The 21,214-nt window shown below is 56.9% G+C and carries 20 protein-coding genes; 2 read left to right on the forward strand and 18 right to left on the reverse strand.

Annotated elements, in window-relative coordinates; all coding sequences use genetic code 11:
* The first annotated feature begins 75 nt into the window (after positions 1-75).
* Complete coding sequence (locus JQR86_RS15645) at positions 76-1,395, forward strand: lytic murein transglycosylase (RefSeq protein WP_407362869.1); 1,320 nt, start codon at positions 76-78, stop codon at positions 1,393-1,395.
* 47 nt (positions 1,396-1,442) lie between these two features.
* Here the strand turns inward: JQR86_RS15645 and lipA are convergent, their stop codons facing one another.
* From lipA to JQR86_RS15705, 12 genes are all read right to left on the reverse strand, one after another.
* The gene (lipA, locus tag JQR86_RS15650; protein WP_085985617.1) at positions 1,443-2,375 is read right to left on the reverse strand and encodes a lipoyl synthase; all 933 of its coding nucleotides are present in this window, start codon (positions 2,373-2,375) and stop codon (positions 1,443-1,445) included.
* A gap of 73 nt (positions 2,376-2,448) precedes the next feature.
* A complete protein-coding gene (gene lipB / locus JQR86_RS15655; RefSeq protein ID WP_122043423.1) occupies positions 2,449-3,090 on the reverse strand; it encodes a lipoyl(octanoyl) transferase LipB in 642 nt (213 codons plus the stop codon).
* Positions 3,090-3,368 carry a DUF493 domain-containing protein gene (locus JQR86_RS15660; RefSeq protein ID WP_010797100.1) on the reverse strand — a complete coding sequence of 93 codons (279 nt, stop codon included), beginning with the start codon at positions 3,366-3,368 and terminating at the stop codon, positions 3,090-3,092. The genes lipB and JQR86_RS15660 overlap by 1 nt, the downstream gene beginning before the upstream one ends.
* A gap of 59 nt (positions 3,369-3,427) precedes the next feature.
* Positions 3,428-4,588, reverse strand: a complete 1,161-nt coding sequence (locus JQR86_RS15665) for a D-alanyl-D-alanine carboxypeptidase family protein (protein WP_407362868.1) — start codon at positions 4,586-4,588, stop codon at positions 3,428-3,430.
* A 70-nt stretch (positions 4,589-4,658) separates the two neighbouring features.
* Positions 4,659-5,660: a septal ring lytic transglycosylase RlpA family protein gene (locus JQR86_RS15670; RefSeq protein WP_404625420.1), complete on the reverse strand. Its 1,002-nt coding sequence runs from the start codon at positions 5,658-5,660 to the stop codon at positions 4,659-4,661.
* Entirely contained in the window at positions 5,657-6,676 is a 1,020-nt protein-coding gene (gene mltB, locus JQR86_RS15675; protein ID WP_407362867.1) for a lytic murein transglycosylase B, read from the reverse strand. Before mltB ends, JQR86_RS15670 begins: the two co-directional genes overlap by 4 nt.
* A 17-nt stretch (positions 6,677-6,693) precedes the next feature.
* Entirely contained in the window at positions 6,694-7,797 is a 1,104-nt protein-coding gene (gene rodA / locus JQR86_RS15680; RefSeq protein ID WP_019364043.1) for a rod shape-determining protein RodA, read from the reverse strand.
* Positions 7,798-7,835: 38 nt separating this feature from the next.
* Positions 7,836-9,725 carry a penicillin-binding protein 2 gene (gene mrdA, locus JQR86_RS15685; RefSeq protein WP_122043425.1) on the reverse strand — a complete coding sequence of 630 codons (1,890 nt, stop codon included), beginning with the start codon at positions 9,723-9,725 and terminating at the stop codon, positions 7,836-7,838.
* An 18-nt stretch (positions 9,726-9,743) separates the two neighbouring features.
* On the reverse strand, positions 9,744-10,211 hold the full coding sequence (rlmH, locus tag JQR86_RS15690; RefSeq protein WP_010797094.1) for a 23S rRNA (pseudouridine(1915)-N(3))-methyltransferase RlmH: 468 nt from the start codon (positions 10,209-10,211) through the stop codon (positions 9,744-9,746).
* An 8-nt stretch (positions 10,212-10,219) separates the two neighbouring features.
* On the reverse strand, positions 10,220-10,570 hold the full coding sequence (gene rsfS / locus JQR86_RS15695) for a ribosome silencing factor (protein ID WP_010797093.1): 351 nt from the start codon (positions 10,568-10,570) through the stop codon (positions 10,220-10,222).
* Positions 10,571-10,591: 21 nt separating this feature from the next.
* Entirely contained in the window at positions 10,592-11,236 is a 645-nt protein-coding gene (nadD, locus tag JQR86_RS15700) for a nicotinate-nucleotide adenylyltransferase (protein ID WP_010797092.1), read from the reverse strand.
* Positions 11,236-12,495: a glutamate-5-semialdehyde dehydrogenase gene (locus JQR86_RS15705; RefSeq protein ID WP_407362866.1), complete on the reverse strand. Its 1,260-nt coding sequence runs from the start codon at positions 12,493-12,495 to the stop codon at positions 11,236-11,238. The genes nadD and JQR86_RS15705 overlap by 1 nt, the downstream gene beginning before the upstream one ends.
* 241 nt (positions 12,496-12,736) lie before the next feature.
* Here JQR86_RS15705 and JQR86_RS15710 point away from each other — a divergent pair, with 241 nt between their 5' ends.
* The gene (locus tag JQR86_RS15710; protein WP_407362865.1) at positions 12,737-14,059 is read left to right on the forward strand and encodes a bifunctional DedA family/phosphatase PAP2 family protein; all 1,323 of its coding nucleotides are present in this window, start codon (positions 12,737-12,739) and stop codon (positions 14,057-14,059) included.
* Positions 14,060-14,068: 9 nt separating this feature from the next.
* Here the strand turns inward: JQR86_RS15710 and JQR86_RS15715 are convergent, their stop codons facing one another.
* From JQR86_RS15715 to parE, 6 genes are all read right to left on the reverse strand, one after another.
* The gene (locus tag JQR86_RS15715; RefSeq protein ID WP_286788336.1) at positions 14,069-14,647 is read right to left on the reverse strand and encodes an LON peptidase substrate-binding domain-containing protein; all 579 of its coding nucleotides are present in this window, start codon (positions 14,645-14,647) and stop codon (positions 14,069-14,071) included.
* An 84-nt stretch (positions 14,648-14,731) separates the two neighbouring features.
* A complete protein-coding gene (locus JQR86_RS15720) occupies positions 14,732-15,439 on the reverse strand; it encodes a PqiC family protein (protein WP_434135651.1) in 708 nt (235 codons plus the stop codon).
* A gap of 104 nt (positions 15,440-15,543) precedes the next feature.
* Positions 15,544-17,796 carry a DNA topoisomerase IV subunit A gene (parC, locus tag JQR86_RS15725; RefSeq protein WP_407362862.1) on the reverse strand — a complete coding sequence of 751 codons (2,253 nt, stop codon included), beginning with the start codon at positions 17,794-17,796 and terminating at the stop codon, positions 15,544-15,546.
* 5 nt (positions 17,797-17,801) lie between these two features.
* A complete protein-coding gene (locus JQR86_RS15730) occupies positions 17,802-18,329 on the reverse strand; it encodes a retropepsin-like aspartic protease family protein (protein ID WP_037030000.1) in 528 nt (175 codons plus the stop codon).
* Complete coding sequence (locus JQR86_RS15735; RefSeq protein WP_434153856.1) at positions 18,326-19,315, reverse strand: esterase-like activity of phytase family protein; 990 nt, start codon at positions 19,313-19,315, stop codon at positions 18,326-18,328. Before JQR86_RS15735 ends, JQR86_RS15730 begins: the two co-directional genes overlap by 4 nt.
* The gene (parE, locus tag JQR86_RS15740; RefSeq protein WP_010797084.1) at positions 19,312-21,210 is read right to left on the reverse strand and encodes a DNA topoisomerase IV subunit B; all 1,899 of its coding nucleotides are present in this window, start codon (positions 21,208-21,210) and stop codon (positions 19,312-19,314) included. The genes JQR86_RS15735 and parE overlap by 4 nt, the downstream gene beginning before the upstream one ends.
* Positions 21,211-21,214: the final 4 nt, after the last annotated feature.

The following is a 21,214-nucleotide window of genomic DNA, read 5'->3' on the forward strand; positions in this document are numbered from 1 at the left end:
CCCTTCTCCAAACGAAGACGCCTCGATTCAGGCATGTTATGGTGACGAGTCTGTTGACGCACCCGGTGGAGATTCATGCAACACGGGAAAAAACGCAGGCTGAAACACGGCAGCCTTATCGCAGGCACTCTGGCGACATTGATCACAGGGGTCATTGCTGCCTGTGCACAAACACAGACGCAGAGCGAAACGGCCACGCCAGCCGCCACGAACGCACCTACCTCTGCCTCACAAAGCCGCTCCGCCAATACGACGCCTGAGCCTGCTCCTCAGGAAAGCTTCGAGCAATGGCGAGATCGCTTCCGGCAGGACGCTCAAGCGGCCGGTATTACTACCGCAACCTTCAATCAGGCTTTCGCAGGCGTGACTCCTGACGATGCCGTGATTACAGCGGACCGCAGCCAACCCGAATTTACCCGTCCTGTGTGGGAATACCTGTCGTCTGCAGTTTCCCAGCAGCGCATTGCAAACGGCCAGAAGCTACTAACCCAATATTCGAGCCTTCTGGCGCAACTCGAGGCACGTTACGGCATCGAGCCAGAACGCCTTGTGGCCTTCTGGGGTATCGAAAGCAACTATGGCAACAACATGGGCACCAAGAGCGTTATTCGTTCTTTGGCAACCCTGGCTTATTCGGGACGGCGCCCCGCCTTCGCGCAGGCGCAACTGCTGGCCGCACTGACCATCATCCAGAATGGCGATATTACGCCTGAGCGCATGATTGGCTCCTGGGCTGGTGCCATGGGTCAAACGCAGTTCATTCCAACGACCTACAATGAACATGCCGTCGACTTTGATGGTGACGGTCGTCGGGATATCTGGGGCTCCAATGCTGATGCATTGGCCTCAACGGCCAACTATCTGAAAGCCTCCGGTTGGCAGGACGGAAAGCCATGGGGTTTTGAAGTTCGCCTGCCGCAGGGCTTCGATTATGCTCAAGCAGACATGGACATCCGCAAGCCCTTGTCAGATTGGCAGGCCATGGGTGTTCAAGGCGCAACGACGCCCCTCTCCCCTGCGTACTCTATGGAGCAGGCTTCTCTACTGCTTCCAGCGGGACATCGAGGGCCAGCCTTTTTGGTCTTCAACAATTTCCGGACCATTCTTCGATATAACAACTCATCATCCTATGCGCTAGCCGTGGGACTTCTATCGGATAGCTATAAGGGCGCCGGGAAAGTCAGCGCAGCTTGGCCGCTTGAGGACGTTCCACTCAGCCGCAGCGAGCGAGTCGAACTTCAGCAGCGCCTGGCAGACCGAGGTTTTACGCCTGGTGCTGCTGACGGCATCATAGGTGCCAATACCCGCAAAGCCATACGAGCATTCCAGCAGACACTTGGCTGGCCAGCAGACGGCTACCCTACCCCATCCCTGCTGGCTCGTTTACGTTCCTGACAGGCAATAAAAAAGGCGCTTAAAGCGCCTTTTTTATTGCTGTTCGATCAGGAGATTTTGCTGCCATGCGCCTGCTGATCGGCATGATAGGAGGAGCGAACCAGCGGGCCGGATGCCACGTTCTTAAAGCCCATCTTTTCGCCTTCCTCGGCAAACCAGGCGAAGGTATCCGGATGAACAAAGCGTTGTACCGGCAAGTGATTACGAGAAGGCTGTAAATACTGGCCCAGGGTCAGCATGTCGATGTCATGCTCGCGCATGCGCTTCATGACTTCAATGACCTCATCGTCTGTCTCGCCAAGCCCCAGCATCAGGCCTGACTTGGTGGGGACGTGTGGTACACGCTGCTTGAACTTCTGCAGCAGATCCAGCGACCACTCGAAATCGGAGCCCGGACGAGATGACTTGTACAAGCGCGGCACCGTCTCCAGGTTGTGGTTGAAGACATCCGGCGGCTCGGTAGCGGTGATATCCAGCGCGATATCCATACGGCCACGGTAGTCAGGTACCAATGTTTCCAGCTGGATGCCAGGAGACAGCTGGCGGATCTCCCGCAGACAGTCAGCAAAATGCTGAGCGCCACCGTCTCGCAGGTCATCACGGTCTACTGATGTAATGACGACATACTTCAGACGAAGGTCGGCAATCGCGACAGCCAGATTTCGTGGCTCATCGACATCCAGAGGCTTCGGACGGCCATGCCCCACGTCACAGAAGGGGCAACGACGTGTACAGATGTCGCCCATGATCATGAACGTGGCTGTACCGCCAGAGAAGCATTCACCCAGGTTGGGGCAAGAGGCCTCTTCACAGACGCTATGCAGCTTATGCTTGCGAAGCAGCTGCTTGATGCGCTCCACTTCTGGCGTCACTGGAATTCGTACGCGAATCCAGTCAGGTTTACGTGGCAGCTCTTCGGTCGGAATGATTTTGACCGGGATGCGGGCAACCTTTTCTGCACCACGCAGTTTGACGCCCATTTCAACTTTCTTGCGCGCAGGCGCTTCAGCGATGGGCGTCTCGACGTTCACACTGTCTTGCACTGTTGTCATGTCAGCTCTTTTCCAGGGTGATCTGGTCAGCATAGCCAAGCTGTGACACGAGCTGCTCACGCAGCCGCTGGGTCACCTCGGCAAATTCGATCGGCCCGGCATGATCGCGTAGCTGGGTCATGGCCAGGCCGGCATAACCGCAGGGGTTGATTCGACGGAACGGCGCCAAGTCCATGTCGACATTCAAGGCCAGACCATGGAAGGAGCGTCCGTTACGGATACGCAAGCCAAGGGATGCGATCTTTGCACCCTTGACATAAACACCAGGGGCATCAGGCTTTGCATACGACTCGACCCCGTAGCTGGCCAGCACGCCAACCAGGCTTTGCTCGATTCGGGATACAAGCTCACGAACCCCCAACCCCAATCGCCTGACATCCAGAAGCAGATAGGCAATCAGTTGTCCCGGCCCATGGTACGTTACTTGGCCGCCTCTATCGACCTGTATGACAGGAATTTCACCGGCATTAAGCAGATGCTCGGCCTTGCCTGCCTGCCCCTGGGTGAATACGCCGGGGTGCTGCAGCAACCAGACCTCGTCCAGCGCTGAAGGATTGCGCTCGTCAGTAAAGCGCCGCATGGCCTGCCAGGTCGGCTCATAGGAGACCAGGCCCAGCTCTCGGAAGCCGAGCGTCTTATCCATTACAGCACCATATGGACGCGGCCGGTGGTGCGCAGGTCCGAATGGATCGACTGCAGCTGCTCGACACCGGTAGCACGGATCAGGACCTGTACTGACAGAAAGCGGCCGTTACGGCTATCACGCGTTACCAGCGTCGTAACGTCCAGATCCGGTGCGTGGCGCTGAATGATTTCAACTACCAGATCAGTAAAACCGTCTCCGGCATCACCGATCACCTTGATCGGATAGTTATCGCAAGGAAATTCAATTTTTGGAGCTTGAGTGTCGGTATCAGTCATGGCATTCGCGGGTCTAGGGCCCGAAGGTAGAGACGCCCGCTAAAGCGGGCGTCTTGAGATCAGTTGAACAGTCCGTAGAAGAATAGACGAATGCTATCCCACAACTTACGGAAGAAACCACCTTCTTCGACCGGCTGCAAGGCTACCAGGTCAGCAGTGTGCATGACCTTGTCATCCAGCTTCACTTCCACCTTGCCGATAGGCTGACCTTTGGCAATCGGTGCAGTGATCTGTGGGCTCATAACAATTTCAGCTTTCAGCTTTTTCAGCTGACCGCGGGGCAGCGTCATGGTCAGGTCGTCTGCCAGACCAGCAGAAACCTCATGCTCGGTGCCTTTCCAGACCGGCGCACGCGCAAGCTCTACACCCTTCTTGTAGAAGGACTGGGTTTCGAAGAAGCGGAAACCATAGGTTAGAAGCTTCTGGGTTTCGGCTGCACGGGCCTGCTCACTGTTCGTACCGAATACCACCGCGATCAAGCGCATACCGTCACGGACAGCAGAGGCGGCCAGGCAATAGCCTGCTTCATCAGTGTGGCCGGTCTTCAGACCGTCAACGGTCTTGTCACGCCATAGCAGCAGATTGCGGTTAGGCTGCTTGATGTTATTCCAGAAGAATTCCTTCTGGGAGTAAATGGCATAGTGAGTCGGCTCTTCATAGATGATTGCACGAGACAGTTTGGCAATGTCATGGGCAGAAGAGTAATGGTCCGGGTTAGGCAGACCCGTAGCATTCATGTAATGGGTATTGCTCATACCCAGACGCTGCGCCGTGGTGTTCATCATGTCGGCGAATGCGTCTTCACTGCCAGCAATATGCTCAGACATGGCCACGCTCGCGTCGTTGCCTGACTGGATAATGATGCCGTGGAGCAAATCGCTAACCGAAACCTGATTGCCCACCTGAATGAACATCCGGGAACCACCGGTACGCCAGGCATGCTCGCTCACATTGACCATATCGCTTTCCTTGATACGGCCACGCTGGATCTCTAAGGTCGCGATGTAGGCAGTCATCAACTTGGTCAGACTGGCTGGAGGCAGGCGCTGGTCGGAATTATATTCCGTGATGATCTGACCACTGCTCGCATCCATGAGGACCCAGGACTTGGCAGCAAGCTGCGGGGGCGAAGGAATCATCGGCTCGGCCGCCCAGGCGGCTGGCGCAGCGATGAGCAGAACGAGCAAAAAGACGCGTTGAGCTAAGGTGGTGATGTTCATCCGACTCTCTAATGGTTAAGCAGACTAATTAAACAAGCCCAGAGGGCATATACACAGAGCGTCCTTGCTCCTAATCCGGACGTACCAGCGAGGCTTGCCCCAGATTGGCAAGACGCACGGTATTTTGCAGCTGACTGGCCTCACCCTGCGTGCCGATCGGCCCGAGTCTCACGCGGTGCAGGGTCTGCTGGTTGCGCACGACCGAGCTGATAAAGACCGGGGCAGCTGTCAGCTCGCTGAGTTTGTCCTTCAGGAGCTCCGCAGCGTCCGGGTTGGCGAAGGCGCCCACCTGGAGATACAGCCCACCGGCTTGTGCAGAAGCGTTTTTTTTTGAGTCGATCTCAAGCGGCACAACCGGCGCGGCATGCTGTTGCGGAGGCGGATTATAGGTTTCAACCGTAGCCACTGTCTGTGGTTTTACAGGTGTCGGAGCGGCAGGCGCACGTTGCGGCTGCGCCAGCACCATTGGCATCGGTCGGCCTTGCTGAGCCCACCATTGTGCCGGATCGATACCCTCGACACGCACATGGGCCGTTCCTGTCTCGGCGTAACCAAGCTTCTTGGCAGCCGCAAAAGACAGGTCAATCACACGATCTGAATAGAACGGACCACGATCATTGACCCGAACAATAACGCTTTTGCCATTATCCAGGTTGGTTACACGAACGTAGCTGGGTAGCGGCAGGGTCTTGTGAGCGGCAGTCATTCCATAGAGGTCATAGGTCTCGCCGTTCGCCGTGGCCTGACCATGAAACTTGGTGCCATACCAGGAGGCAGTCCCGGTGACACGATAGCTCGTAGCATCGTTCAGCGGGAAATAGGTCTTGCCCAGCACCGTGTAGGGGTTGTTCTTGATAGGCCCGTAGTTGGGCATCGGAACGGCATCAGGAATACGTGAAACATCCACATCCCACCAAGGAGCACCGTCCTTATGCGGGCGTGAGTAACTACCAGCACTTGCATTGGACCCATAGGTGGTCGGACTTTTTGGGGATGGGCTTGAGCAACTTGCCACTAGCCCTGCCAGGGCAAGACAGGTTGCGGCGGTCAAACCGCGATTAAAATAACTCATTGCGACGCCCCATGCGTATGACGCTCAGCAATAGCCTCCGCCAGCTGATTTACAGCCATGGCATACATGACGCTACGGTTGTAGCGTGTGATTGCATAGAAATTGGGCAGTCCCATCCAGTATTCAGGACCTGCCTCACCGTCCAGCCGGAATGAGGTGACACGCAGGTCATCCCTTAACGGCTCGGATGGATTCCAGCCCAGCGCACGCAACTCTGCCACGCTTTTAACCGGCTCGATACCCTGAACGACACCCTGTTCCACTTTATCGCCACGTACCTGAGCGCGCACCGCCACGCTGCCACCTGCAGTCCAGCCGTGACGCTTGAAATAGCTGGCGACGCTGCCAATGGCGTCGGCCTTGTCGTTCCAGATATCGATATGGCCACTGTTATCGAAATCTACAGCGTAGGCACGGAAACTGCCTGGCATGAACTGCGGAAGGCCCATGGCACCGGCATAGGAGCCGGTCAAGCTGAGCGGATCGAACTGTTGCTCACGACTCAAAAGCAGGAATTCACGCAGCTGATCTCTGAAGAATGGCGCTCGCTGAGGGTAATCAAAGGCCAGCGTCGACAGCGCATCCAGCACCCGGTAGTTGCCCTTGTTTCGACCATAGAAGGTTTCGACGCCAATGATGGCAACGATGAATTGAGGCGGAACGCCATATTCCCGCTCAGCCTTCGTCAGCGACTCGGCATTTTCGTTCCAGAACGTGACGCCCTGATCGATGCGCTTGTCGGTTACGAAGATAGGGCGGTACTCGCTCCAGGGCTTTACTCGCTCCGCAGGACGAGAAATGGCGTCGAGAATACTCTGCTTGCGCTCGACTTCACCGAACAGCTCCTTTAACTGCTGTCCGGCAAAGCCATAGTTGCGCGTCATCTCGTTGATGAAGCTGGCAACCTGAGGCGAATCATCATAGTCGCCGGCCGTTGCGGCGCCCGTAATCCCTATCGCTCCCAGCAGACCGAAGCACTGAAGGCAGCGGCCCATCCATCCAAACGGTGTCAGCATTGCGTCCTTCACTTAAATCACGATTGGGCGATCCACTTCCGATGAGTGTGGATCGCCATCAAAACTCCAAAACCGCACAGCAACGTCACAACGGACGTACCGCCATAGCTGATAAACGGTAACGGCACCCCAACCACAGGCAGCAAACCGCTGACCATGCCAATATTAACGAAGACATAAACGAAAAATGTCATCGTCACGCTACCAGCCAATAGCTTGCCAAACAATGTTTGCGCCTGGATGGTAATCGTCAGCCCTCGCCCTATCAGCAGCAGATACAAGCACAGCAGCAGACATACGCCGACCATGCCAAACTCTTCTCCGAGGACGGCAATGATAAAGTCCGTATGGCTTTCGGGCAAAAAATCCAGATGAGATTGCGTTCCCAGAAGCCAACCTTTGCCAAATACGCCACCTGATCCAATGGCCGCTTTCGACTGAATGATGTTCCATCCAGACCCTAGGGGGTCCATTTCAGGATCCAGAAACGTTAGTACTCGCCGCTTCTGATAATCGTGCATGACGAAAAACCACATGGCTACCGCAACCGGTGCCGCCGCCGCCACTGCACCGATAAGCCAGCGCCACTGCATACCTCCGACGAACAGGACGAAGCCACCCGAAGCGAGAATGAGCATGGCGGTCCCAAGGTCCGGTTGATCAAGGATCAACACAAAGGGGATGCCGATTGTGATCAGGCTGACAACAATATGCTTGAAGCTGGGGGGAAGGCTGCGCTTGGACAGATACCAGGCCACCATCATGGGCATGAGCAGCTTCATGAATTCGGATGGCTGAAAACGTATGACTCCCGGAATATTGATCCAGCGGGTAGCCCCCATGGCGTTATGGCCCATGACATCCACGACCACCAGTAGTGCTACCCCAATGAGATAACCCAACGGCACCCAGCGAGCCATGAAGCGGGGCTCGAATTGTGCAATCACGATCATGGCCACCAGACCCAGCCCGAACGATGTGCCCTGTTTGATCACTAAGTCCCAGCTTTTACCGCTTGCTGAGTAGAGTACAAACAGGCCGACAGCCCCGAGCATGAGCAATATCAACAGCAATGGGCCATCAATGTGCATCCGCTGCAGCAGGGTGGAGCGGCGGCGCATGACGTCGCCTTCGGGTATCGTCCGGTCGAAGTTAGTGTTCATGGCTTGGTTGACTCCGCAACAACCGGTCTGGCGTATTCAGCCTTGAGCTTACCGTTTTCATCCAGCAGCCAGGCATCAGCCACTTCCTTAAGTACGGGAGCAGCAATCCCGCTGCCCGATTCTCCGTTTTCAACCATGACGGAGATGGCTATCTGTGGGTTGTCAGCTGGCGCAAATCCTACGAACAGCGCATGGTCACGGTGACGTTCTTTGAGCGCGGCGGAGTTGTAACGCTCGTTCTGGCGAATCGCGACCACCTGTGCAGTACCGCTCTTGCCTGCAATTCTGTAAGCGGCAGTAGCGCCCATCTTGTGCGCCGTACCACGTGCAGCATGAACCACCGCCTCCATGCCCTGAGTGACGCGCTCCCAGTTCGCAGGGTCCTTGAGCAGGATATCCGGCATCGGGTTTGGATCAACGGGCTTTTGATTCTCAATGGTCTTGGCCAAATGCGGGCGAATCCACTTACCGTGGGTAGCAATGAGGCTGGTGACCTGAGCCAATTGCAAAGGCGTTGTCTGCATATAGCCCTGGCCAATTCCCAGGATCAGCGTCTCACCGGGGAACCACACCTGACGGCGCGTGACACGTTTCCACTCCCGAGAGGGCATCAGGCCCGAAGCCTCTTCGAACATATCCAGCGAGACCCGCTGCCCAACGCCAAAACGGCTCAGGTAATCATGCAGCCGATCTATGCCGATCTTGTGGGCAAGATCATAGAAATAAGTGTCATTGGAACGCATGATGGCGGTTTCCAAATCCACCCATCCATCACCACTGTGGTTCCAGTTGCGATATTTGTGATCGTAATTGGGCAGCTGGTAATAGCCCGGGTCAAATACCCGGGTACTGGGTGTCACCACACCGGCATCCAACCCAGACAGTGCTACAGCAGGCTTGATGGTGGAGCCTGGCGGGTATAAACCGCGCAAGACGCGGTTATACAGTGGACGGTCAATGGAGTCGCGAAGCTCTGCATAATCCTTGAAACTGATGCCGGCCACGAACAGATTGGGGTCATAGCTGGGCTGACTGACCATGGCCAGCACTTCCCCAGTACGTGGCTGGATAGCGACTATAGCTCCACGTCGTCCTCCCAGAGCCTTCTCCGCAGCGGCCTGCAGGTTGGCATCCAGCGTCAGAACGATATCCTTTCCAGGCTTTGGATCGGTACGATTCAGAACACGCAGCACGCGCCCCCGCGCATTGGTTTCGACTTCTTCATACCCTACTTGTCCATGAAGCTCGCTTTCATAGAACCGTTCGATGCCGGTCTTGCCGATATGGTGGGTACCGCTGTAGTTGACCGGATCCAGCTTTTTCAGCTCTTGCTCGTTGATACGGCCGACGTATCCAACCGAATGCGCAAAGTGCTCACCCAGAGGATAATGCCGTACCAATTGGGCAGCGACATCGACGCCCGGTAATCTGAACTGGTTGACTGCAATACGGGCAATCTGGTCTTCAGTCAGCTCAAACAGGATGGGAACCGGCTCGAAAGGCCGCCGCCCCTGCTTCATTCGCTTTTCGAAAAGCTCCTTGTCCTCGGGTTGCAGCCCCAGCACCTCAACAACCGTGTCGAGGGTCTTCTTCCAGTCACCTGCCCGCTCACGTGTCACGGTCAGGCTAAAGCTGGGCCTGTTATCCGCCAGAATGACCCCGTTTCGGTCATAGATCAGCCCCCGCGTCGGCGGAATCGGCTGTACGTGTACGCGGTTGTTTTCAGAAAGCGTAGAGTGATAGTCGTACTGCATAACCTGCAGGTAGTACATACGCGCTACCAGCAGGCACGACAAAAACGCAATCACGGCCATGCCGATGAACACGCGCGAACGGACCTGGCGAGCGTCTTTTTCGTGGTCCTTGAGACGAATCGGTTGCGGCATCGACGAGTGGAAACGAGATTACTTGTGGTAAGGGTGCCCAGCCAAAAGCGTCCAGGCTCGATAAATCTGCTCGCCGACCAGAATACGTACAAGCGGGTGAGGCAAGGTCAAGGGTGACAATGACCAACGCTGCTCACTGCGCGCCATGACCTCCGGCGCGAGCCCTTCCGGGCCACCGACCATGAGATTGACGTTACGGGCATCAAGTCGCCAGCGGGAAAGTGTTTCGGCCAGTTGCTCCGTGCTCCACGGTCGACCGCCCACCTCCAGCGTTACTATACGCTCTCCAGGCTGAACCTTTGCCAACATGGCTTCACCTTCCTGACGGATAAGTCTGGCCACATCAGCATTCTTGCCTCGGGTATTAAGTGGAATTTCCACCAGTTCCAGAGGCAGTTCAGGCGGGAGACGTTTGACGTACTCTTGCCAGCCTTCTTCGACCCAACGCGGCATGCGCGAGCCGACAGCAATCAATCGCACACGCACGGTATCACTTACTCGCCATGGGCTGCGCGACTTTGCTCTGCACCGCGCCAGAGGCGTTCCAGATCATAGAATTCACGGGTAGCTGGCAACATGACGTGCACCACAACGTCACCTAGATCCAGCAGTGCCCATTCACCTGCTTCCAACCCTTCACTACCCAAGGGCTGGACGCCGTTCTTCTTAACCTTTTCCACAACGTTATCCGCCAGTGATTTCACATGACGGCTCGAGGTGCCGCTGGCAATAACCATGACATCTGTGACGCTGGTCTTGTCGCGCACATCCAGCACGGTAATGTCTTGGGCTTTCATGTCTTCCAGCGCGTCAACCGCGAGCTGAACGAGTTGTTCACTTTGCATAACTACGTATAAACCTCATATTCAAGTCGTAGCACGGTACAGGCCGTGCGTTTCGATATAGTTCATTACCGCGTCCGGCACGAGGAAACGTACCGACTTTCCTGCAGCAAGCAGGCCCCGTATTTGAGTGGCAGATACTGCCAGGGGCGTCTGCCAGATGTAGGTGATCTGCCCCGCTGGACCAGACAGCGCCTGAGGGTCGGACTGCGTACGCGCAGCGATCAGATCACAGAGTGCCTGGGGTGGCTCGCTGTCCGCATCGGGACGCTGCAGGACCAGAATGTGGCAATGATCCAGGAGTTCAGTCCATCGATGCCATCCTGGCAATCCACAGAAGGCGTCCCAGCCCAACATCAGTAAAAGCTGCACATGTGGCCCCATATCCCGGCGCAGCGCTTCAAGCGTTTCGATCGTATAGGAGGGGCGTTCACGTCGAAACTCAATATCATCCACACGCAAATACTCGACACCTTCAACGGCCAACCTGACCATTTCCAACCGCTGCTGAGCCGAAACCTGCGGAGCGTTACGATGAGGTGGACGCGCCCCGGGAATCAGCCGCAACTCATCAAGCCCGAGCTGTTCGGCCACTTCCAGCGCACTGCGCAAATGGCCGATGTGAATCGGATCGAAAGTGCCGCCGAACAATCCGATACGTGTGACCATCAAGAACGAACTTGCCCGTCACCAAGGACGATATACTTTTCGCTGGTAAGACCTTCCAGCCCTACCGGTCCGCGGGCATGCAGCTTGTCGGTCGAAATTCCGATTTCTGCGCCGAGTCCATATTCAAACCCGTCGGCAAAGCATGTGGGCGCATTGACCATCACGGAACTTGAATCCACTTCCGCCAGGAACTGCCGCGAACGACCCAAGTGCTCCGTTACAATGGAATCGGTGTGATGCGAGCCATAATGGTTGATATGTGTAATAGCCTCTTCGATGTCGGCCACTACCTTGATTGACAGAACAGGAGCCAGATATTCAGTACTCCAGTCCACATCATGGGCAGGGACGGCATCGATGATATCACGCGTGCGCTCACATCCTCTGAGTTCCACGCCCTTTTCCCGCAACGAGGCAGCCATGTTCGGCAAAAAGGCATTGGCAACTGCGGCTTGCACCAGAAGGGTTTCCATCGCCCCGCAGATACCATAGCGATAGCACTTGGCATTGAGTGCAATGCGATGCGCCTTTTCCAGATCGGCATGCTCGTCCACATAAACGTGGCAGATACCATCCAGGTGCTTGATCACAGGAACCCGAGCATCCTGACTGATTCGCTCGATTAGCCCTTTACCGCCCCGGGGAACGATCACATCTACATATTCGGGCATGGTGATCAGGGCACCAACCGCAGCACGATCCGTTGTTTCGACAACCTGAACCGCTGCTGCCGGCAGTCCTGCCGAAGCAAGCCCTTCCTGGATGCACAGCGCAATGGCCCGATTGGAGTGAATGGCTTCGGAGCCACCTCGCAGAATTGTGGCGTTACCGGACTTCAGACACAGGCTGGCCGCATCGATGGTCACATTGGGACGCGACTCGTAAATGATGCCAATGACACCCAACGGGACACGCATCTTACCGATCTGGATACCTGAAGGGCGATAGCTCATATCACGGATAGCACCCACAGGATCCGGCAAGGCGGCGACCTGACGTAATCCAGCGATCATGCCATCGATACGCGCTGTGGTCAGCGCCAGACGATCCAGCAGTGCTGAGTCGAGTCCTGCTACGCGACCTGCAGCCAGATCTCTCTCATTGGCCTCAACCAGTAACGGTCGCGCACGATCCAGCGCATCTGCAACAGATAGAAGCGCCTTGTTCTTCTGGGCAGTCGAAGCTCTAGCCAAAAGGCGCGAAGCTTCACGGGCCGCACGGCCCAAGCGGGTCATATAGTCGTGCACGGACTCGGTCATGGCAAAAATGAGTTTGGCTGAAAATTAAACAATTATACCGGGGTAAACCCAAGACGGACAGTCATGACATGCAGCCGTCATAGATTGAAAAGCTTTAACGCTTCAGCCCTGGACCCGAAACGGAAGCGCCTGGGTATTATCGAGACGGCGAACCGGTTCCTATTCCACATAACGCCTACTGAACCGCTCATCGCCAGATTAGTCGAAAACGCGTTATAGCAAAGGACCTACCCTCTCTCTCATGACAGCCTTTCTTGCCGACCTGAATGCCTGGTTAAGTGCGCATCCCCATTGGTTGGGAGCTGCCGTATTCATCACGGCCTTTCTCGAATGCCTCGCACTGGCAGGCCTACTGGTGCCTGGCACCTTTGCCCTGTTTGGCATCAGCGTACTGGCAGGCAGCGGTGTGCTGGGTCTTAGCGAGACCCTTATCCTGGGCTACCTGGGTGGTCTGCTGGGGGATGCCGCCTCGTATTATCTGGGCAGACGCTTCCATCAGAATATCCGGAGCCTTCCCGGGCTGCGCACCCATCCAGAATGGATTTCGTCAGCAGAGACCTTTTTCCAGCGCAACGGCATTACCAGCTTGTTGATAGGCCGCTTCATTGGGCCGCTGAGGCCCATGCTGCCCATGATTGCCGGAATGCTGGACATGCCTGTCATCCGCTTTACGGTCGTCAGCCTCATCGCCGCGGCAGGCTGGTCGATTGTATACCTGCTCCCGGGCTGGATGACCGGTGCGGCCTTTCGCCTTCCTCTGCCGCCTGACTTCTGGCCCCAAGCCGGAATCATAGCCGGCAGTGCAGCCGTTTTGCTTGTATTCATCATGCATGCCACCTTGCGCGAGCGCAGCGGCTCGACCTTTATGATTGCTGTGTTGACCTTTGTGCTTCTGCTTGCCTTGTTACTGGGCTGGCAGCATTTGCGTTCGCTGGATGAAGGCATCATGACCCTCGTTCAGGAGCACCGGCAGCCCTACCTGAACAGTGTTGCGGTCATCATTACCCGCCTGGGCGACTTCCGAACCCAATTGGTTGCGGCAATCATTCTGATCGTGCTGCTGGGAGCGATGCGCCAGTGGCGCGGTATGTTCTTTTCCCTAGGCTCATTGCTGGGAACGGCGGTAGCTAACGGCACACTGAAAAACCTGCTGGCGCGAGCGCGTCCAGACATCCTGGCCGAACCACTGACAACCTATAGCCTGCCTAGCGGACATAGCTCGGCATCGTTTGCCTTCTTCCTAACCCTGGGTATTCTTGTCTCGCGCGGCCAACCCCCGCGAGTGAGACTGACATGGCTGGCCGTAGCCGCCCTGCCCGCTCTCACGATTGCCACAACGCGTGTCTACCTGGGCGTGCATTGGCCCACCGATGTCCTGGCAGGAGCACTGTTGGCGGGCAGTTTCTGCGCCCTGAGTCTGGCTGTCATGCAACGGCAGGCAAGGCTTCAGCCGCTGACGCTTCGCTTCTGGTGGATATTCATTCCAATCATACTCGCGGTCTTCACCTTTGCAGCCGCCTGGGCCTTACCGGTTGCCATAGAACGCTATATGCCTGCTACGTAATAGCCCACCTCACTCCTGCAGGCTGGACAGCAGTTCATGAAGGCGATCCAGGCGCTCACCTGGATCGTCGAGCGAAAGCAGCTCGTTTTTCTGATCAGGCGTAAAAGGCAGCAGGTATCCTAGCTGGTAACCCAATTCGCGCTGCCCACTGGCCGTCCCATCCAGGTCCAGCGCAGCCACCATAGGATGCTCGGCCAATGCCTGCAACAGGGCAGCCAAGTCATCATGCTGATCGCTCAAAGGGCGCTCGGCCGGCTCGTCCAGCCATTCAACCGTACCCATAGTCAGCTGATCATCCTGAACTTCGGTATCCAACAGTCGAAACCGCCGTACACCCTCGACCCTGACGCCCAGCAACCCATTGGACTGCTGCTGCCAGTCCCTGACCACCGCTTCACAACCGAAGCCTCCAAGACGGGTTGGTGCAGCACCCACTTCCTCTCCTTCAAGGATAGTCACCACACCAAAACCGATGTTCTGCTTGAGACAGCGACTGATCATGTCGAGGTAGCGAGGCTCGAACAGCTGCAGATCCAAGGGGCAGCCTGGAAAAAGCGTGGTCGACAGGGGAAACAAGGGAAGTTTCATAAGGCATCTCGATCTATCGTCAGGATTGCCTATTGACGCCTTTAAGTCCGCCACGTGCAATGGCGGACCCGAAAAACGTCACATTTAGAAGCGATAAACTTCCGCACCCGTACGAATGGGAATGATCTTGGGAAGCTTTGCGGGTGCCTCAACTTCTTGAGCCACTTGTGTCCTGGACTGCCTGGAAGATGACTTGGCGGCCTTCCTGGAAGCCTGCTCAGCCGCAGTGACCGCACCGGATAGCTGCTTGGCCAGCTGCTGCAACAGAAGGCTCTGGGCTCTGACCTGATCTGCTTCGGTTCCGTTGTGATTCTCCTCAAGGTGAACCATCCGACTGCCCCTGAGCTTTTCATTACTATCCAGCAGGTGCCAGCGTGCATCAAGGACAGCAGACTGCTTCGGGCCGGAGTCCAGGCGAGAAATCTCCAGTTCAACCATGATCTCAGGTTTGTACCCTTCGGGGGCATCCCCTATCACGACCCTGTTACTGTTGAGACGCCATGCCATCTGACGGAGCAGTACATGCTGCATATCATCAGTGAGAGAGCCTGCCCAGCGCGCCTTGCTGTCCGATAAGGAACCATCGGGGTGCCGCTGCAGCAAGGTGCCGTGCTGCAGATAATTGGCAATGTTCAGGCTGCGAATTTGCACGGCGGTGCCGGCCTTGGTCTTGGGAACCGAAGCCGTCCCGCTGTCCAGCTGATAATAATGAGCCGGATATAGGCTAGCGCAGCCGCCCAGACCCAAGGTCATGGTAGCTGCAAGCAATGCCATCAAACACGTTCGCTTCATTGAGTACCTACTGTCGAGCCACGTCCTGGCTGAAACCGATTACGTCGGACGAAAACAGACGGCGAATCATCCTAGAATTTTACGCCGTCTTCCAGCCAATCCGATCAAATCTCGACATCCAAGGCATCAACACGCTGGAAACCGCGTGGCAGTTTGTTGCCGCGACGCCCGCGCTCACCTCTGTAATGCTCAAGGTCATCGCCCTTAAGGGACAAGGTCCGCTTGCCTGCTTGCAACACCAGCTGACCACCTGGCGGTACGATGGCAAAGCCCACCATGTACTCTTCACGACTGGCGACCTTATCACCGGGAATCCCAATGATCTTGTTGCCTTTACCCTTGGCCAGCTGAGGCAGATCAGACACATTGAAGACCAGCAGACGCCCTTCAGTCGTAACTGCTGCAAGCAGATCCTGCTCAGCATTGCGAACCACCTTAGGCACCATGACCTGTGCCCCCGCCGGCAAGTTAATCAAGGCCTTGCCCGCCTTGTTCTTGGCCTGCAGATCTTCACCTTTGACAACGAACCCATATCCCGCATCGGATGCCATGACATATAGCTGCCCGTCATCCGGCAGAAGTACCGTTTCGAACGTAGCGCCCGGCGGCGGCGTAAGACGCCCCGTCAAGGGCTCACCTTGTCCCCGCGCAGAAGGCAACGAATGTGCAGCCAGTGAATAGCTTCGCCCCGTGGAGTCGATAAAGACGGCAAACTGATTGGATCGCCCTGGCGCCGCGGCCTTGAATCCATCTCCCGCCTTGTAGGAAAGGCCGGTGGCATCGATGTCGTGCCCTTTGGCGCTGCGAACCCATCCCTTTTCAGACAGGACAACCGTTACCGGCTCAGTAGGCATAAGTTCGGTTTCAGACAACGCGCGCGCTTCCGCACGCTCGACAATCGGTGAACGCCGCTCATCGCCATACGCCTCGGCATCCTGGATCAGCTCATCGCGCACCAGCTTGCGTAGCTTCTTGTCGCTGCCCAATAGCCCTTGAAGTCGCTTTTGCTCTTTGAGGAGTTCGTCCTGCTCGCTCTTGATCTTCATTTCCTCCAGGCGCGCCAGCTGACGCAGCCGGGTATCGAGGATGTAGTCAGCCTGGGTCTCGCTCAACCCGAAACGAGCCATCAGCACAGCCTTGGGCTGCTCCTCGGTACGAATGATATGAATCACTTCGTCCAGATTGAGGAAGGCGATCATCAAACCTTCGAGCAGATGCAAGCGGCGCTCGACCTTGTCCAGACGGAATTGCAGGCGACGGCGTACAGTGCCGATACGGTACGTCAGCCACTCACCCAATACCTGCCGAAGGTTCTTGACCTGCGGCTTGCCATCCAACCCGATCACGTTGAGGTTTACGCGATAGCTGGACTCCAGATCGGTTGTGGCAAACAGATGCTGCATCAGCTCGTCGAGGTCGACCCGATTGGAGCGTGGCACGACAACAATACGGGTCGGGTTTTCATGGTCGGATTCGTCACGCAGGTCAGCGACCATCGGCAACTTTTTGGCTTGCATCTGGGCAGCGATCTGCTCCAGCACCTTGGCGCCCGACACCTGATGCGGCAGCGCTGTGATGACAACCTCGCCATCTTCCTTGCGGTATACGGCACGCATGCGTACGGAGCCGCGACCTGTCTCGTAAAGCTTCAGAAGATCCGCACGTGGGGTGATGATCTCTGCCTCGGTCGGAAAATCCGGACCTGGCACATGCTCGGTCAACTGAGTAACCGTTGACTGCGGCTCATCCAGCAGACGGATACACGCGGCGGCGACCTCCCGAAGGTTATGGGGAGGAATATCGGTAGCCATCCCTACGGCGATACCGGTCGTGCCGTTGAGCAACAGATTGGGCAGTCGAGCAGGCAATACCGCGGGCTCATCCATGGTGCCGTCGAAATTGGGCACCCAATCCACAGTACCCTGCCCCAGCTCAGTCAGCAGGACTTCGGAATAGCGGGACAGCCGCGCCTCGGTATAACGCATGGCGGCAAACGATTTGGGATCGTCAGGGGCGCCCCAGTTGCCTTGGCCATCAACCAGTGGATACCGGTAGGAGAATGGCTGCGCCATGAGCACCATGGCCTCGTAGCAGGCACTGTCGCCATGCGGATGGTACTTACCCAGCACATCGCCTACGGTACGGGCTGACTTTTTGTGCTTGGCATCGGCGCTCAGGCCAAGCTCGCTCATCGCATAAATGATGCGCCGCTGCACAGGCTTCAAACCGTCGCCGATATGAGGAAGGGCTCGGTCCATGATGACGTACATGGAATAATTCAGGTACGCCTGCTCGGTAAAATCGGCCAGCGAACGGCGTTCTACACCGTCCATACTCAGATCGAGAGAGTCGCTCATGCGGTTTACTCTTGTTTCGTATACTGGCGCAGCAGCAAGGTGCCGCCGCGCTGGGTGAATTCAAGTTGGCGCAGGGCGCTCATACCAAGCAACACCTGATCACCATCGATATTGGGCGCAACCAGCGCACGTACGTCGTGCAGCACGATATCGCCCAATCGAAGCTCATTGATACGGGTACGCCAGCCCTCGGCCCGACCATTGGCTGTGCTCAACAGAACAGGGCCGCCATGGGGCAGTTTCAGCGTGGCCGCCAGCTCAGCTGACAGGGCAACATCAGTTGCGCCCGTATCGACTACAAAGGTGACGTCCTTGCCATTCAGCGATCCGTTGGCCAGAAAGTGTCCTGCACCATTACCGGCCAGACTAACCTCGATATAGCCATCGCCGTGCTGGGAAACAGGCACCTGATTAGGGTTCTGCCGCTGCAGCTCAAGGCCGCCAAACCAGTGCGCCAAGAGCCATAGCCCTGCCCCCCACGCAAGAAAGAGCATGACGCGTCCGGCACGCTGGCCTGCCGTCTGATGACTCACGGTGCGTCCCAGCCCGCGGCGGGTGCAGCGTAATGCAGAACGTAAGGCCGCTTGTCACCATCCTCGCGCGCCAGATCACCGGTATCCAGGCCAATCCAGACGCCTCGCTCGTCTATCCATAGCGCCTCGGCCAATCCCCAGTTCTGCCGGTAATGCCGAACAGGGGCCAGCAGTGTTTTAGCGAATGACCAACAGCGTTCGGCAATACCCGACTGGGCGCTACGACGACAGAGTTGATGAGCCGCACGCTCCAGGGTAAAGAGCTTTCCGTGGTAATAGACCATGTCGGAAAAGTCGACAGGTAACGGGCCGCGCTTACCCAACGCAGGCGGAATCGGTGTGGTCCCCCCCTCGGCAAACATGACGCAGCTACCATGGCAGACCCACTTATCGCCCTGCTTGAACAACGTCAGGATTCCGCGGCGCTGCCGCTCTGCTGCCAGCCAGATCTGCTGGCCATCCGGGCTTACGGAGATGCCTTCATAAATGGAATTGAAGTGTGTAAGCAGGCCATGACGGTTTGCCTGTGACATCAGGTTCCAAGGCAGCTTCAGCCAGGACTGACCACCCTGCACAGGATCGAGCAATACTGCCGCGTATCCTTCGCTGACCAGATAACGGTTACCCGCCTCATCACAGGTGATGCCCTCAAGATCGACCGTCCCGCCTCGCTTGTACTCCGCTAGGCGGACAAACAGACGAAGGTTCCAAGGCAGCCCTGCTGAAGGCGGAGGGCCCGCCGAAATCGGATGAGCTTCGGCCTTCCAGATCTCGCCGCTCGAGTCCAGACGATAATATTGGTCATCGTCGCGATCCGATACCGTCCAGAATTCACCCTTGCACAGTGCCAGGCCGGACAGATTGCCGCCTCGCATCCCTTCCACAGGATATTCTGCTTCCAGGCGCAGCTCTTCCGCTGCCCTGGCCTGCTGCAAACCGAGACCTAGCAGTATTAATAGAGCCCACAGGCGCCAATGCTTACTCAAACAAGCACCTCAGCCAGGTTCCCCTTGCTCTCCAGCCAGCTTTTGCGATCCCCAGAGCGTTTTTTTGCCAACAGCATATCCATGATTTCGAGCGTTCCAGGGGTGTCCTCCAGGGTAAGCTGCACCAGCCGTCGCGTATTGGGATCCATCGTGGTCTCACGCAACTGAAGCGGGTTCATCTCACCCAGCCCTTTGAATCGGGTCACCTGTGGCTTGCCACGCTTCTTCTCGGCCGCAAGGCGATCAAGGATACCGTCTCGCTCGGCCTCATCCAGCGCATAGTAGACCTCCTTACCCAGGTCAATCCGATACAGGGGAGGCATGGCGACATAGACATGCCCGGCCTCCACCAACGGTCGGAAGTGGCGCACAAACAGGGCACACAGCAGCGTGGCGATATGCAGACCGTCAGAGTCGGCATCCGCCAGGATGCAGATTTTACCGTACCGTAGCTGGGAAAGGTCCGCAGCACCGGGGTCCACGCCAATCGCAACCGCGATGTCATGAACCTCCTGGCTACCCAGAACCTCACCACCGTCGACTTCCCAAGTGTTCAGGATCTTGCCGCGCAACGGCATGATCGCCTGAAACTCCTTATTGCGAGCCTGCTTGGCGCTACCGCCTGCCGAGTCCCCTTCAACCAGGAACAGCTCACAGCGCAGCGGCTCCTGCCCTACGCAGTCCGCGAGCTTACCGGGCAGTGCGGGGCCTTGAGTGATCTTCTTACGCTCAACCTTCTTGCCAGCCTTCAGGCGACGCCCGGCATTATTGATGGCCAGTTCTGCCACTTGCAGCCCCAGCTCTGGGTTGGCATTAAGCCAAAGGCTGAAGGCATCCTTAACGACGCCCGAGACGAACGCTGAAGCCTCACGCGAGGAGAGACGCTCCTTGGTCTGGCCAGAGAACTGAGGCTCCTGCATCTTCATCGACAGGACGAAGGCGATGCGCTCCCAGATATCCTCGGGCGCAAGCTTGAGACCACGAGGCAAGAGATTGCGAAACTCGCAGAACTCACGAATGGCATCGAGCAGCCCCTGACGCAAACCATTGACGTGCGTTCCACCCTGGGCAGTAGGGATTAGGTTGACGTAGCTTTCCTGAACCGACTCACCGCCTTCAGGCAACCACAAGAGCGCCCAGTCGACGGCCTCCTTGTCTGACGCCAAGCTGCCGAAGAACGGAGCCTCCGGCAGGCGTAAGGCGTCACCTACCGCATCAACCAGATAGGAGCGCAGGCCATCTTCATAATGCCACTCGATACGCTCACCGCTGGCCTTGTCCTCGAAACTGACCGCAAGGCCAGGGCAGAGAACGGCCTTTGCCTTGAGAATATGCTTCAACCGGCTGACAGAAAACTTTGGCGAGTCGAAGTATTTGGGGTCAGGCCAGAAATGAACGCTGGTGCCGGTGTTGCGCTTGCCGACACTGCCCACTACGGCCAGCTCACTCGCCTTGAAGCCATCGGCAAATGCCATGGCATACTCGCTGCCATCACGCTTGACCTTGATCTCGACACGGGTGGACAGCGCATTCACTACAGAAATACCCACCCCGTGCAAGCCACCGGAGAACTGGTAGTTCTTGTTGGAAAACTTACCGCCGGCGTGCAGTTTGGTCAGGATCAATTCGACGCCTGATACGCCTTCTTCCGGATGGATGTCGACTGGCATACCACGACCGTCGTCGAGCACTTCCAGAGAGTTATCCTCATGAAGGATGACCTGCACACTACGGGCATGACCGGCCAGCGCCTCGTCGACACTGTTGTCGATCACTTCCTGCGCCAGGTGATTGGGACGAGTCGTGTCGGTGTACATGCCCGGGCGCTTGCGCACCGGATCCAGTCCGGACAGGACCTCGATAGCTTCTGCGGTATAGGCGTTTTGCTGGGCCATAATC

Source organism: Pseudomonas sp. JZ134 (genome assembly GCF_051027695.1).
GTDB classification, from domain to species: domain Bacteria; phylum Pseudomonadota; class Gammaproteobacteria; order Pseudomonadales; family Pseudomonadaceae; genus Chryseomonas; species Chryseomonas luteola.

Bases quoted from the DNA above. Each gene is read 5' to 3' on its own strand.
- mrdA (WP_122043425.1), bottom strand. From the start codon at position 9,725: ATGCCGCAACCGATTCGTCTCAAGGACCACGAAAAAGACGCTCGCCAG.
- parC (WP_407362862.1), bottom strand. From the start codon at position 17,796: ATGAGCGACTCTCTCGATCTGAGTATGGACGGTGTAGAACGCCGTTCG.
- mltB (WP_407362867.1), bottom strand. From the start codon at position 6,676: ATGCTGACACCGTTTGGATGGATGGGCCGCTGCCTTCAGTGCTTCGGT.
- JQR86_RS15720 (WP_434135651.1), bottom strand. From the start codon at position 15,439: ATGAAGCGAACGTGTTTGATGGCATTGCTTGCAGCTACCATGACCTTG.
- rodA (WP_019364043.1), bottom strand. From the start codon at position 7,797: ATGCGCCGCCGCTCCACCCTGCTGCAGCGGATGCACATTGATGGCCCA.
- JQR86_RS15660 (WP_010797100.1), bottom strand. From the start codon at position 3,368: ATGACTGATACCGACACTCAAGCTCCAAAAATTGAATTTCCTTGCGAT.
- parE (WP_010797084.1), bottom strand. From the start codon at position 21,210: ATGGCCCAGCAAAACGCCTATACCGCAGAAGCTATCGAGGTCCTGTCC.
- JQR86_RS15670 (WP_404625420.1), bottom strand. From the start codon at position 5,660: ATGAGTTATTTTAATCGCGGTTTGACCGCCGCAACCTGTCTTGCCCTG.
- JQR86_RS15645 (WP_407362869.1), top strand. From the start codon at position 76: ATGCAACACGGGAAAAAACGCAGGCTGAAACACGGCAGCCTTATCGCA.
- lipA (WP_085985617.1), bottom strand. From the start codon at position 2,375: ATGGGCGTCAAACTGCGTGGTGCAGAAAAGGTTGCCCGCATCCCGGTC.
- JQR86_RS15705 (WP_407362866.1), bottom strand. From the start codon at position 12,495: ATGACCGAGTCCGTGCACGACTATATGACCCGCTTGGGCCGTGCGGCC.
- rsfS (WP_010797093.1), bottom strand. From the start codon at position 10,570: ATGCAAAGTGAACAACTCGTTCAGCTCGCGGTTGACGCGCTGGAAGAC.
- JQR86_RS15715 (WP_286788336.1), bottom strand. From the start codon at position 14,647: ATGAAACTTCCCTTGTTTCCCCTGTCGACCACGCTTTTTCCAGGCTGC.
- lipB (WP_122043423.1), bottom strand. From the start codon at position 3,090: ATGGATAAGACGCTCGGCTTCCGAGAGCTGGGCCTGGTCTCCTATGAG.
- JQR86_RS15710 (WP_407362865.1), top strand. From the start codon at position 12,737: ATGACAGCCTTTCTTGCCGACCTGAATGCCTGGTTAAGTGCGCATCCC.
- nadD (WP_010797092.1), bottom strand. From the start codon at position 11,236: ATGGTCACACGTATCGGATTGTTCGGCGGCACTTTCGATCCGATTCAC.
- JQR86_RS15665 (WP_407362868.1), bottom strand. From the start codon at position 4,588: ATGAACATCACCACCTTAGCTCAACGCGTCTTTTTGCTCGTTCTGCTC.